Below are 13,928 nucleotides of genomic sequence, written 5' to 3'. Positions count from 1 at the left end.
GCTCAGCGGCATCGTCCACCTGTTCGGCTCTCCACCGTCCGCGGCGATGAAATGAGTTGTTTGCGATGAGGCGAAGTCTCCGGATCCATGTTCTGCCCACCATGCTGTGCCTGTCGCTGGCAGCGACGGCATTGATCGCCGCCCCGGCGACGCAGGCCGAGGCCAAGCGGAGCCCCGGCGTCCACAAGCCCGCGGATGTGAAGGACGCCGACGTCCGGGCGGTCAAACCCGTCGCTGTACCGGCGGAGTCGGCGGCGATGAGGAAGGCGGTCGAGAAGACCGCGGCGGATGCGGCGAAACCGGTGGTCTGGCCTGCACCTGGACATCGGTCCGTCGCAGTCGGTACGCCGACGTCCAAGGCAACCGGCGCCGTGTCGGTCCGCTCGACGAGGCCCACCCCGGCGACGAAGGTGGACCTGACGTTCCTCGACCAGGCTGCCAGTCAGCGAGCCGGCCTCAGCGGTGTGCTCGTCACGGCCAAGGCGCCGGTCCGGCTGGAGGTGGATCTCACGTTCGACTACTCGGGCTTCGCCACGGCCTTCGGCGCTGACTGGGCCGCGCGTCTGACTGTCGTGTCGCTGCCTGCTTGTGTCCTGACGACCCCGAATGTCCCGGCCTGTACTACGGTGACGCCGGTCACCGCGTCCAACAACAAGGCGACCCGGAGCGTCACAGCCAGAACGCCGGTCGGGCCGGACGCTACCGTTCTAGCCGTGACCGCGGGCTCGGAGTCGAGCGCCGGGGACTATGCAGCGACCCAACTGTCGCCCTCGGCCACCTGGTCAGGCGGTGGCGTCAGTGGCGACTTCACCTGGTCCTACCCGCTGCGGGTACCGCCCACGGCGGCCGGGCCGACGCCGAATCTTGCGTTCCAGTACTCGTCCCAGTCGCTGGATGGCCGCACCGCAGCCTCGAACAACCAGGCCTCGTGGGTCGGTGACGGGTTCGAGCTCGGCCAGTCCTATGTAGAGCGTAAGTACGACAGCTGTGACGCGGACGGTCATACCGGCAAGTTCGACCTGTGCTGGAAGTACGACAACGCCACGCTGACGCTGAACGGCAACTCCAACGAACTCGTGCGCAGCAGTGGTGGCACCAATGGCCCGAGCACGTGGAGGCTGAAGAACGATGACGGCTCACGAGTGGAGAAGGTCGTCGGCACCAACACCAACGGCGATGCGAAGAAGGAGTACTGGAAGGTCACTACGACCGACGGTACTCAGTACTACTTCGGCATGCAGGCGGTGACCAATTCGGCCTGGACCGTGCCGGTGGCCAGCGACGATGTCGACGAGCCCTGCTACAACGCGGTGTTCGCGAGTTCGTTCTGCAACCAGGCCTGGCGCTGGAACCTCGACTACGTGGTCGATCTGCACGGCAACGCGATGACGTACACGTATGTCAAGGAGACCAACAACTACGCGAAGAACGGCGTCGCCTCACCTGGCACGCCGTATGTGCGTGGTGGCTATCTGGAGCGGATCGACTATGGCCAGCGCGCGGACAATCTGGCCGCGAATGCGCCGCAGCAAGTGGTCTTCACGACTGCGGAGCGGTGTCTTGCCAACTGCTCGATACTGAATGCCACGACGAAGGCCAACTGGCCCGATGTCCCGTTCGACCAGGTGTGTGAAGGAACGACGGCCTGTACGAACAAGTTGTCGCCGACGTTCTTCTCCCGCAGGCGGCTCTACCAGATTCAGACCCAGGTGTGGAACGGTACGACGTACCAGCCGGTCGACTTCTGGCAGACCAACCTCTCCTTCCCGTCGACTGGCGACGGTAGTACTGGCGCTCCTATGTGGTTGGCCGGGATCTCGCACAGTGGCAAGGTGGGTGGATCCCTGAGCGTTCCCAACGTGACCTTCACGGGGACGCAGCTGGCCAATCGGGTGGACTCGGGCGACGACGGTTTGAACGGGTTGATCCGGTACCGGATCGGGCAGATCGGCACCGAGACCGGCGCGAAGGTGACCGTGAACTACGCGCCGAAGCAGTGCCTGGCCGGTGTCAAGCCGGACAAGGACACCAACACGCAGCGCTGCTACCCGGTGAAATGGACGCCGCCCCGTGAGGTGGAGCGGGAAGACTGGTTCCACAAGTACGTCGTGGACAACGTGCTGACCGATGACCCGACGGGCAACGGCGCGTCGCTGATGACGCAGTACGTCTACTCAGGCGGTGCGGCCTGGCATTACCAGGAGACCGCGCTGGTCAAGGACAAGAACAAGACCTGGTCGGACTGGCGTGGCTACGGCACGGTGACGACGCTCACGGGCGATCCCGCGAAGCCGTCCCAACGTGGCAAAGCCGTGGCCGAGTACTTCCGCGGTATGGACGGCGACAAACTCGAGGACACGACGACCCTGAGAAACGTCGACATCACCGACTCGGAGGGAGTGACTCGGGCGGACTCCGCCGCATTGGCCGGCCGGCCGCGAGAAGAGATCACCTATCTGAACTCCGGTAGCGCGGTCGAGGTGACAGGGGAGATCACCGACTACGGCGCGCGGCAGACGGCCGCCCAAACGGTGCCCTGGGGCACTTTGCGATCGAACTTCGTCGGGGAGTCGGCCAAGAAGTCGAGGACCACCCGGGACGCCGGCCGGCCGGACCAGGTCAAGAGCATGACCACCGAGTACGACCCTGACAACGGCCTGCCGACCAAGGTCGCCGACTATGGCGACTCCGCGAAGGTGGACGAGACCTGCACGATCACGAACTACGCCAAGAAGACGGCCCCCTGGCTGGTGGCCCTGCCGATCCGGGTGGTGAAGTCGTCGGGGAGTTGTGACGCGTCCTCCGCGAACCCGCCGGAAAACCGCGTGCTGTCGGACGTCCGGACCTTCTACGACGGGCTCGCGTACGGCGATGCCTCGAAGGGCGACGCGACCACAGTCCAGCGCGTACACCATTACAGCGGCACGGTTCCGGTCTACCAGACCACCGGGACGAAGACGTATGACGCGTTGGGCCGGGTAAGGACGTCGGGCGACTCGATCGGTCGCGTGACAACGACCGACTACACACCGGCCGGTGCAGGACCCGTCACCCAGACTGTCACCAAGCAGCCGACCGTTACGGTGCAGGGTGGGGCAGCAGCGAACTTCGCGACGACGATCAGCTACAAACCTGAATGGGGACTGCCGTCGAAGACGTCCGATCCGAACGGCAAGGTGACCGAGATGGCGTACGACCCACTGGGACGCCTCACGAGCGTGTGGCTTCCCAGTCAGGCACCTGCGTCGACGAAACTGGCCAGTACCAAGTACACCTACACGCTCTCGCAGAGTGCGGCCTCCACGGTCCGCACGGATCGACTGAATGTCGAGGCGGACGGTTACGTCACCTCCTACGCGCAGTACGACTCGCTGCTCAGGCAGCGCCAGACCCAGACGCCCGGTGTGAACGGCGGCCGGGTCATCGCCGAGTCGAGATATGACTCTCGTGGTCTGGTGACCTATGAGAACAAGGACATCTGGGACTCGGCTGCTCCTGGGCCGGCTCTGGTCGAGGTGCCGAACTCGTCGGTGCCGAATCAGACGTTCAACGAGTACGACGGGGCCGCTCGTATCGTCACATCGACGTTCATGACGGCATTGCAGGCCAGGTGGTCGACATCGACGCGGTACGGCGGCGACTCCACGACGGTGCTTCCGCCCACGGGCGGCAGCGCAACAACCACCGTGACGGATGTCCGCGGTCAGACCATCGAGAAGCGTGAGTACGACGGAAACACTGTGAGCGGTACTCCCGACGTCACGAAGTACACGTTCGACCTGGCCGGCCGGATGACTCAGATGGTCGGTGCGGGTGGGACCTGGACGAACAGCTATGACCTGATGGGCCGGAAGTCGCTGGGTACGGATCCGGATTCCGGTACGACGACGTTCGCCTACGACGAGGCCGATCGTCAGGTGTCGACGACGGACTCCGAGCAGAACAAGCTGATCACGACGTACGACGCGTTGGACCGCAAGACCGGGCTGTACCGAACGGACACGACGCCCGCGAACCTGCTGGCTGAATGGACCTACGACAAGTCGGGTCTGTTGGGGCAGGCGTATGCGTCGACGAGCTATCCGGAGGGTAAGAGCGGTCCGGCGTACAAGTCGTCGGTGATGGCGCGGAACGTGTTGTACAAGCCGACGGTCGTGATGACCGAGATCCCTTTGGCTGAAGGGATCGAGCTGGAGGGCAACTACCAGACGAACTACGGCTACAAGCCTGACGGAACCACTCCCTCCCTGATCTCGTACTCCGACGGTGGTGGCCTTGGTGCCGACGACGTGAAGTTCGACTACGGCCCGACCGGTCTGCCGACCCGGATGTACAGCACCCGTGGCACGTATGTGAACGAGGCTCAGTACAACCAGTTCGGTGACCCGGCGTTGTACGACCTCGGCTCGAATGCGGACATGTTCATGGCGAAGCTCTACGAGAACGGCACCCGGCGCCTTGCTCGTAGTACGGCTGGGGATGCGGTGGTCGTGTCGGACAACGTGTACAGCTACGACGCCGTCGGCAATGTCGTCAAGGACCACAACCTGGTGGGTGGCGGCGACGCTCAGTGCTTCGACTACGACGGTCATCGGCGGCTGACACAGGCATGGACGCCGGCCAGCAGTGATTGCGGTGGCGCGCCGGCAACCGCCGCTTTGGGAGGCCCTGCTCCGTACTGGCAGTCCTGGACCTACACGGGAACCGGGCTGCGCAAGACCCAGACCGACCATGCGGCGGCCGGCGACGTCACCGGTACCTACTTCTACAACGCGACTCAGCCGCACACGCTCGCCAAGGTGAGCGAGACCGGTTCGGCCGCCGACCCCGACAAGGCATACAGCTACGACAGTCGTGGGAACACGATCTCGCGGCCGGGTCAAACGCTGACGTGGACTCCGCAGGGCAAGCTCAGCAAGGTGTCCTCGGCAGGCGGAGACACCAGTTACGTGTACGACGCATCAGGTTCGTTGCTGGTCCGGCGGAGCCCGTCCGAGACGACCTTGTTCCTCGACGAACTCGAACTGACGCTGAACAAGGCCACCCGGCAGGTGCGGGGCAAGCGCCAGTACTCGTTCAACGGCCAAGCGATCGCGGTCCGCTCGAGCAACGGTACGACGCAGTCGGATCTGTCGTGGCTGGTGAACGACTACCACCAGACGACGCATGTGGCGGTCGATGCGGCGACCTTGACCGCTACCACCCGCTACACCAAACCGTTCGGCGAGGCACGAGGCATCACGCCGCCAAGTTGGCCGAACAATCATGGCTTCCTGGGCAAGCCCGAAGACAAGGACACCGGCCTGACAACAGTCGGCGCCCGGGAGTACGACCCGGCCACCGGCCGCTTCCTGTCCGTCGATGCGCTGCTCGACAAGACCGATATGCAGTCGCCGCTGGGCTATCCGTACGCTGCCAACAACCCGGTCTCGATGTCGGATCCGGAAGGCACCTGTGCGCTCGAAGAAGGCGAATCTCGCTGTAGCAGCCACCCGACAGTGACGCCCCCGGTCGTCAATCCGGAGGCTCCGGGCGATCATGAGGGCCAGGTCGGCAAGACCCAGGGCTGGAATCGGGAAGAGCCCAACACCAACGTCGGTGGGCAGAAGAACTGGTCGTCATTGTCCCGGAGCGAGGGCGAGGCTCGTTTCCTGCAGACGCAGCGCTACATGTTCGACGAGATTCACCGGAACTCGCGGTCATGGACGGTGTACAAGCTGCGGCTGGAGCAGTTCGGTGAACTCATGTATCCGGCCTCCTACCGCAATCTGGAGATGTTGCGGTTGGCGCAGTGGGCACTGAGCGTCTGCCCCGATTACTGCAAGTGGGATCACAAACCGAAGCTCGAGGCGAGGTACAACATCAGGAGCGCCTCGCAGGCGTACTGGGCGGTTCCGGGAAGACCGAATGCCGTCAGCTACGACATCTGGTCCAATATCCACTATGGCTATGTGGGCGCCAAGGCAGGCTTCGGTTCTTTCACACTCCAGATGGGGGCCAGGTTCCCCGTTCTGTCGGGCAAGAACGACTTCGGGGACGCCATGTCGATCGCTGCTGGAATCAAGATGTACCGCAGGTACGGTGCGGACATGACCGAGTCCGAGTTCCAGGAAGGGGTCAGCAACCTTGTTGACGCCATGATCGCGGAGAAGGCGCCGCAGGTCGCGAGCCTCCCGTGACAGCACGGACGACCGACGACCGGCCGCGCGCGAGTGGGCGGAGACGGCCGGTCTGGCGATGGATTGCGGGGGGCGCCGCGCTGATCGTGGTGCTGGTCGTGGTCGCCATCGTGGTCGTCATGACAGCGGGTGCGCGCCCGGCAGTCGCCCCGACCGAGTTGCTGGCGGGCGGTGACCTGTCCGGAGAGCGGACGGTCTGGACCAACCCGACCGACACACCGTCGCATCACGATGGTTATTGGTCAGGTGACGTAGCGGGCAGGGGCTGGGAGAGCACGGATGGCCAACTCGTCGAACGGGTGATCCGCTACGGCTCGCCCGGGGCGGCACGCTGGAAGTCGCTCCTGGCTGATCCCGTGCGGAACCATTGCGAGCCACCGGAGTGTGACCAGAGCCGGGAGATCGCGGTCCCGGCCGGCTTCGCGGCCGATTGGGCCCGGATGGCTTGTTACGACAGCGAGCACCGATGCTTCCAGTTCTATTACGTGGCCCGCTACGGTCAGTACGTCGTTGAGTTCCGCTACGACGCTCCGCTGACGGCGGCCGGAAATCCGTTGAGCGATGACGAGTTCACTGCGCTGGCAGCCCAGATCGACAAACACCTGAAGAGCAGGCTTGGCGGGTAGAAGGGCCGGGGTCGGCGCGGATTCCGGGTGATCGTTGACGGGGGACGGTCGGCGGATGGAGCATGGGGGCTTGGCTAGGGAGGTCTGATGGCGGATGTGGTCAGGGCGGCGTTGGTTCAGACGAACTGGACCGGGGACCAGGAGTCGATGACCAAGGCGCATGAGGAGTATGCGCGGCAGGCTGCGGCTGCTGGGGCCAAGGTCATTTGCTTCCAGGAATTGTTTTACGGGCCGTACTTCTGTCAGTTGCAGGATCCTAAGTTTTACGAGTACGCCGAGTCTGTGCCGGGGCCTACGACTGAGCGGTTTCAGGCGTTGGCCAAGGAGCTCGGCATGGTGATGGTGCTGCCGGTGTACGAGCTGGAGCAGGCGGGGGTGTTGTACAACACCGCGGCGGTGATCGATGCTGATGGCAAGTACCTCGGGAAGTACCGGAAGAACCATATTCCGCAGGTGAACGGGTTCTGGGAGAAGTTCTACTTCCGGCCGGGGAATCTGGGGTATCCGGTGTTCGATACCGCGGTGGGGCGGATCGGCGTTTATATCTGTTACGACCGGCACTTCCCTGAGGGGTGGCGGGCTTTGGGGCTGGCGGGGGCGAAGATCGTGTTCAATCCGTCGGCTACCAGTCGTGGGTTGTCGTCGTACCTGTGGAAGCTGGAGCAGCCGGCGTCGGCGGTGGCCAACGAGTACTTCATCGGGGCCATCAACCGGGTGGGGATCGAGTCGGAGTTCGGGGACAACGACTTCTACGGGTCGTCGTACTTCGTCGATCCGGAGGGGAAGTTCGTGGGGGAGGTCGGGCACGATCACGACCCCGAACTGATCGTCCGGGATCTGGATCTGAGCCTGCTCGACACCGTGCGGGACCGGTGGCAGTTCTACCGGGATCGCCGGCCGGACGCCTATGGGGATCTGACCAAGCCGTAGAGGGGACAGTCGATGTCGTTGCTGGTCAAGGGCGGGACCGTCATCGGGCCGACGGGTGCCCAGAAGGCCGATGTGCTGGTCGACGGGGAGAAGATCGTCGCGCTCTTCGACCCGGAGTACCGGCAGGAGGTGACCGCCGACGAGGTGATCGATGCCACCGGCAAGTATGTGATCCCTGGTGGGATCGACGCGCACACCCACATGGAGATGCCGTTCGGCGGTACGTCGGCCAGCGACACCTTCGACACCGGGACCCGGGCCGCCGCGTTCGGCGGTACGACGACCATCGTCGACTTCGCGATCCAGCGCACCGGTGAGGTCGTCCAGGACGGGCTGGACGCCTGGCACGGCAAGGCCGACGGCAACTGTCACATCGACTACGCGTTCCACATGATCCTGGGTGGCGTCGACGACGAGTCGCTGAAGGCGATGGACTCGCTGGTCGGTGAGGGCATCACCAGCTTCAAGCTGTTCATGGCCTATCCGGGCGTCTTCTACTCCGACGACGGCCAGATCCTCCGGGCGATGCAGCGGGCCCGTGAGAACGGTGCGATGATCATGATGCACGCCGAGAACGGCATCGCGATCGACGTCCTCGTCCAGCAGGCTCTCCAAAGAGGCGAGACCGACCCGATCTACCACGGCATCACCCGGCCGGAGGCGCTGGAGGCCGAGGCGACCAGCCGGGCGATCTCGCTCGCCTCAGTGGCGAAGGACTGCCCGCTCTACATCGTCCACCTCTCGGCCAGCAAGGCACTGGAGGCGGTCGCCGCGGCGCGCAACGACGGCCGCAACGTCTTCGCGGAGACCTGCCCGCAGTACCTGTACCTGACCCTGGAAGACCAGTTGGGCGCGCCCGGTTTCGAGGGCGCCAAATGGGTCTGCTCGACGCCGCTGAGAAGCAAGCACGAGCACCATGCCCGGGACCTGTGGAAGGGCCTCAAGACCAACGACCTGGCCGTTGTCTCGACCGACCACTGCCCGTTCTGCTTCAAGGACCAAAAAGAGCTCGGCCGGGGCGACTTCTCCAAGATCCCGAACGGCATCGGCGGCGTCGAGCACCGCGTCGACCTCGTCTACCAAGGCGTCGTGGACGGTCAGCTCAGCCTCGAGCGCTGGGTCGAGACGATCGCGACGACGCCGGCCCGGATGTTCGGGCTGTACCCGCGCAAGGGCATCATCGCGCCCGGCTCGGACGCCGACATCGTGATCTACGACCCGAACGGGCACACCCGGATCGGCGTCGAGACGCATCACATGAACATGGACTACTCGGCGTACGAAGGGGTGGAGATCGCGGGCCGGGTGGGCACGGTGATCTCGCGCGGCGAGGTGATCGTGGCTGACGGCAACTACCATGGCCGCAAGGGTCGCGGCCGGTACCTGAAGCGCGGCCTCTCGTCGTACCTGCTGTAGAAGAAGGGGGAGACCGTGGACTTCGGAGTGGTGTTCCAGTGTGATCCGCCCGCGTCCGCGGTGGTGGACCTCGCGGTGAAGGCCGAGGCGGCCGGGTTCGGCTACGTCTGGACGTTCGACTCGCACCTGCTCTGGCAGGAGCCGTTCGTCATCTACAGCCAGATCCTGGCCGCGACCGAGCGCGTCGTCGTCGGCCCGATGGTGACGAACCCGGGCACCCGCGACTGGACCGTGATCGCCTCGCAGTTCGCGACGCTGAACGAGATGTTCGGCAATCGTACGGTCTGCGGGATCGGCCGCGGCGACTCGGCGTTGCGCACGCTCGGGGCCAAGCCCGGGACGCTCGCCGAGATGAAGCAGTGCGTCGAAGTGGTCCGCGAACTGGCATGCGGGCGGACGGTCGAGTACCGGGGCCAGCAGCTCAAGTTCAGTTGGGTCGAGGACGGCAAGCTCGAGGTCTGGGTCGCGGCGTACGGTCCGAAGGCGCTGCAGGCGACCGGCGAGGTCGGCGACGGCTACATCCTCCAGCTCGCCGACCCCGACATCGCCGCCTGGATGATCTCGGCGGTACGCCGCTCCGCCGAGCAGGCCGGCCGTGATCCCGACCAGATCACCTTCTGCGTGGCGGCCCCGGCGTACGTCGGAGACGATCTGCAGCATCAGCGCGACCAGACCCGGTGGTTCGGTGGCATGGTCGGCAACCACGTCGCGGACATCGTCGAGCGCTACGGCGCCGATGGTGGCGTGCCGAAGGCGCTGACCGACTACATCGCGGGCCGCAAGGGCTACGACTACGCCGAGCACGGCCGGGCGGGCAACACCCACACCGATTTCGTGCCCGACGAGGTCATCGACCGGTTCTGCGTCCTCGGGCCGGTCGAGAATCATCTCGCCCGGCTCGAGGAGCTCAAATCACTCGGCGTCGACCAGTTCGCGGTCTACCTCCAGCACGATGCGAAGGAAGAAACGCTAGCTGCCTACGGCAAGCAGATCATCCCGAGCTTTTAGCCGCAGGTTTACTGCGGGGTGGGTTGGGGTGGGCCTATGGCAAGCAGATCATTCCGGCCTTCTAGCGTCTGGTGATGTTGACCGTTACCGGCTCCGAGGTGAGAGTGTTACCGGCGGCATCGGTCGCCACTGCCGTCAGGACGTGACTGCCGGTCCGCGTAGTGCTCCAGTTCCAGCTGTACGGCGCCGACGTGTCCGTTCCGAGCGTCGTCGAACCGTCCCGGAAGACGACCCTCGCAATGCCTGAGCCGCCGGAGTCGCCGGCCGTCGCGGACAACGCGATCGAAGTACCCCGCCGGTACGACGAGTTGGCGAGCGGACTCGTCAGCGCGACGGTCGGCGCCACCGCGTCGAGCCGGACCGTCTGAGACTTCACCGACTCGGCATGGCCGTCCACGTCCGTGGAGTAGTACTGCACCGTCCCCGTCTGCGTCACCGCGAAGGGACCGGTGTAGTCGAGAGCCGTCGGGCTGCTCGTCGGGTCGCTCCCATCGGTCGTGTACCGGGTCGAGGCAACGGCCGAGCCGTCGGGATCGAAGGTGCTGAGCGCAACGTTCACCGACGTACTCCGGTACCACCCGGTCGAGCAGGTCGTCCCACCACAGGCGATGCTGGTGATCGGCGGGCCGGCCGGCGGCGGAGTGCCCGAGCCGCCACCCATCACCTCACCGACAGTCCGTACGACGGTGCCCTGAGCCTCCCGTGCCTTCAACCAGTCGAGGAACGCGGTGAACTTCGCCGTGTCGAACGACAGCTCGTCAGTACACCTGTTGGAGCAGATCCCGTGGAAGGTGAGCACCACCCAGCCGCCGCCATGGGTCTCAGCCGCCGTCACGTACGACTCGATCTCCGCGAGGGTCGTGTTCACGTCGGCCGACTGCGGGGTTTGCAGTGCCATCGCATCCACCGGCGGCACCGATTCGGCGTAAGGGCAGTCGTCGCAGCCGGCCTCGCTGACCCCGCCGACGGCGCGGGCGCTGGACATGCCGCAGCTCTGGACGACCTGCTTGGCGGTGGTGTTGTACTCCGCCTCCGGGTACGCGAACGACACCGGCGCGGGGAAGCCCTGGGCAACGATGTTCGCCCGGTCGTCGCACACCTCGTGCGTCGCGGTCGTGGTGCTGACCCTCGTCAGCACCGTGTGATGCACGGTATGGCTGCCGATCTCGTTGCCGGCGTTCGCGAGCTGATGGATCTCCGGCCAGGTCATGTAGTAGTCGGAATCCCCGACCCAGCCGGAGTTGATGTAGAAGGTGCCGCGCAGGCCGCGGGACTGCAGCATCGGCAGCGTCGAGATCTGCGAGGCCTGGCCGTCGTCGAAGGTCAGGCTGACGACGGTGTTGGTGGCCCCGGTGGCCGGCTGGATCAGCGCGACGAGCGATCCAGCCGCCAGCGTGAGTGCGGCGCCGAGCAAGGCCAGGCGATGACGCATGGTAGTTCCCCCATTGCTTACCGGGTCCCGCTCCTGCCCCCAGGGGGACCCACACAGCAGAGGTTACGACTTGGCAACGACACCGGCCAGACCTCAGGGCACCCGAGGGTTACGCAGGGCCGTAGGGGAACAGCTGGTTCGGGTCGTAAGTGGCCCGTACTTCCGCCAGGCGCGCGAAAGTCTCGGCCGGCCAGGACGCCTCGTACGAGCCTGGCACGGTCAGGCCGCCCGCGTAGTTGATGGTCGTTTCGGCAGCCGTCCAGGGACCGATCGCAGTGAGGATCACGTCGGCTGCCGGGGGCAGGACGGTCGCGAACAGGCTGGGGTCGGGGACGCCGGCCATGAAGAACGTGTAGGCGCCGCCCCGGCCCCCGACCGCACTGCCTTCCGGTACGTCGCGCCGGGTCGCCCCGCCGAGATAGCGGATCTCGATGGCGACAAACGGAACTTGCTGGTCCGGCCCGGCCGCGTCGAGGAACGCCTTGGCGAAGTCCGCGTCGAGTTCGTCCAGCAGCAGCCCGCGGTCCCAGGACGGGCTCGGGTCGGTCGGGTCGTTGTGAATCGTCGCGATCGCCGTCGTCGGCAGCTCGCCGACCGCGTCGATGACGGCCGGGCCGAGGTCGCGGATCGGCTGGAAGAGCCGCTCACCCTCGGTCGTGTCACCGACGAAGGCGAAGCGCACGCTGATCACGGTCTTGCCGCGCAACGGCTCCGGGATGAACTCCAGCGGTGGCAGCCGCAGGATGACGAACGACGTGTTCGCCGTCTCCGGGAGCGTCTTGGTCCACTCGATCCAGGCCGGGACCGCGCTCGCGATCAGCGGAGCGTCGAAGAACACCGACCCGCCGTAGATGGTGGACAGCTCGACCAACTCGAAGTCCATCGAGGTGACGATGCCGAAACCGCCCTTGCCGCCACGGAGCGCCCAGAACAGGTCCGGGTTCTCGGTCGCGCTGGCTGTGACGACCTCGCCCGAGCCGGTGGCCACGCGGAAGCCGCGAGCCCAGTCGGAGGAGAATCCGTACGTCCGGGAGAGCGGGCCGAGGCCGCCACCGAGCGTGTAGCCGATGCAGCCGACGTTGGCTGAGGCGCCTGCGATCGGGGTGAGGCCGTGCTCGCCGGCCGCCTCGATCACGTCGGCCCAGCGGCAGCCCGCGTTGATGTGCGCGATCCGCTGGTCGGCGTCGATGGTCACGCCGGTGAGACGCGAGGTGGTGGCGAGGATGCCGTCCGTGACCGGGACGGCCGAGCCGTGGCCGGTGGCGAGCACGCGTACCGGCGTACCGGCTGCTGCTGCGAGGCGGACGAGGGCTGCCGCGTCCTCCTCCGAGGTGAGGCCGACGGCGATGTCGGGTGTGTGCTGGGTGCTGAGGACCCAGGCCGCGACCTCCTTGGCGAAGTCGTCGTCGGCCGGGCCGAGAACAGGGCCGGAGATGGAGTCGCGGAGCTGATCGATCAGGGTCATGATGCCTCTCCTGTGCAGGGGGTTACTCGCTGATGCCGGAGCGCTCGACGCCTTCGACGATCCAGCGCTGAAGGAACACGAACATCACCACCAGCGGCAGGATCGCGACACTGGCCGCGACGAACAGCTGGGGCAGATTGATGGTCTGGGCGGTGAGGAAGGTGGACAGCGCGAGCTGCACGGTCCACGCGGACTGGTCCGGCGCGATCACCAGCGGCCAGAGGAAGGCGTTCCAGGAGCCGATGAAGGTGATCGTGGCGATGGCGGCGATGAAGCCCTTCGAGTTCGGTACGACGATCCGCCAGAACGTGCCCCAGTACGCCGTGCCGTCCAGCGCCGCGGCCTCTTCGAGCTCGCGCGGGAAGTTGAGGAAGTACTGGCGGAACAGGAACGTCGCGAACGCTTGGAACAGCCCAGGGATGATCAGGCCGCGCAGCGTGCTCACCCAGCCGAGCGACGAGACCAGCACGAAGCTCGGGACGAACGTCACCGCCGCCGGGATGAGCAGCGTCGCCACGATGAAGTAGAAGACCGCGTTGGCGTAGCGGAACGGGATCCGCGCCAGGCCGTAGCCGGCGAGGCCGGAGATGACCAGGACGCCGATCGTCTGGACGACCGCGATCACGAGTGAGTTGAGCAGCGATCGGAGCATCGGCACGGCCGGATCGTTGAACAGGTCCGCGACATTGCTCCAGTGCAGCGTCGACGGGAACAGCTTCCAGTCCGGAGAGGTGATGTCCTGCTCGGTCGACAAGCCGTTGCGGACCAGGAGATAGAAGGGGAGCAGGAAGAGCAGCGCGCCGATCGCCAGGACGACGTACCGGAGAACGCTGCCCGTCTTGTCCGCGCGCGAGCGCTGGATCACCGCCATC

General features: G+C 65.8%; 8 protein-coding genes. 5 read left to right on the top strand and 3 right to left on the bottom strand.

Annotation, left to right across the window (positions count from 1 at the left end):
* Positions 1–65 precede the first annotated feature (65 nt).
* From ACIA12_RS17075 to ACIA12_RS17055, 5 genes are all read left to right on the top strand, one after another.
* Positions 66–6,179, top strand: coding sequence for an RHS repeat-associated core domain-containing protein (locus ACIA12_RS17075; RefSeq protein WP_396367932.1), 6,114 nt, complete (start codon positions 66–68; stop codon positions 6,177–6,179).
* On the top strand, positions 6,176–6,805 hold the full coding sequence (locus ACIA12_RS17070; RefSeq protein ID WP_396367931.1) for a hypothetical protein: 630 nt from the start codon (positions 6,176–6,178) through the stop codon (positions 6,803–6,805). The genes ACIA12_RS17075 and ACIA12_RS17070 overlap by 4 nt, the downstream gene beginning before the upstream one ends.
* 87 nt (positions 6,806–6,892) lie before the next feature.
* On the top strand, positions 6,893–7,735 hold the full coding sequence (locus ACIA12_RS17065; RefSeq protein WP_396367930.1) for a nitrilase-related carbon-nitrogen hydrolase: 843 nt from the start codon (positions 6,893–6,895) through the stop codon (positions 7,733–7,735).
* Positions 7,736–7,747: 12 nt separating this feature from the next.
* Entirely contained in the window at positions 7,748–9,151 is a 1,404-nt protein-coding gene (gene hydA / locus ACIA12_RS17060; protein ID WP_396367929.1) for a dihydropyrimidinase, read from the top strand.
* A gap of 15 nt (positions 9,152–9,166) precedes the next feature.
* Positions 9,167–10,159, top strand: a complete 993-nt coding sequence (locus ACIA12_RS17055; RefSeq protein ID WP_396367928.1) for a TIGR03842 family LLM class F420-dependent oxidoreductase — start codon at positions 9,167–9,169, stop codon at positions 10,157–10,159.
* Between the two features lie 61 nt (positions 10,160–10,220).
* On the opposite strand, the gene ACIA12_RS17050 is transcribed toward ACIA12_RS17055, so the two are convergent.
* The 3 genes from ACIA12_RS17050 to ACIA12_RS17040 form a co-directional block, all read right to left on the bottom strand.
* Positions 10,221–11,591 (bottom strand): polysaccharide deacetylase family protein, encoded by a 1,371-nt coding sequence (locus tag ACIA12_RS17050; protein ID WP_396367927.1) that lies wholly within the window; start codon positions 11,589–11,591, stop codon positions 10,221–10,223.
* A 109-nt stretch (positions 11,592–11,700) separates the two neighbouring features.
* Entirely contained in the window at positions 11,701–13,056 is a 1,356-nt protein-coding gene (locus tag ACIA12_RS17045; RefSeq protein WP_396367926.1) for an FAD-binding oxidoreductase, read from the bottom strand.
* A 22-nt stretch (positions 13,057–13,078) separates the two neighbouring features.
* Positions 13,079–13,927, bottom strand: a complete 849-nt coding sequence (locus ACIA12_RS17040) for a carbohydrate ABC transporter permease (protein ID WP_396367925.1) — start codon at positions 13,925–13,927, stop codon at positions 13,079–13,081.
* Position 13,928: the final 1 nt, after the last annotated feature.

Source organism: Kribbella sp. NPDC051620 (genome assembly GCF_044453825.1).
In the GTDB taxonomy this organism is placed as follows: domain Bacteria; phylum Actinomycetota; class Actinomycetes; order Propionibacteriales; family Kribbellaceae; genus Kribbella.
The sequence above is the reverse complement of the archived record's forward strand: the minus strand, read 5'-3'. Positions and strand labels throughout refer to the sequence as shown.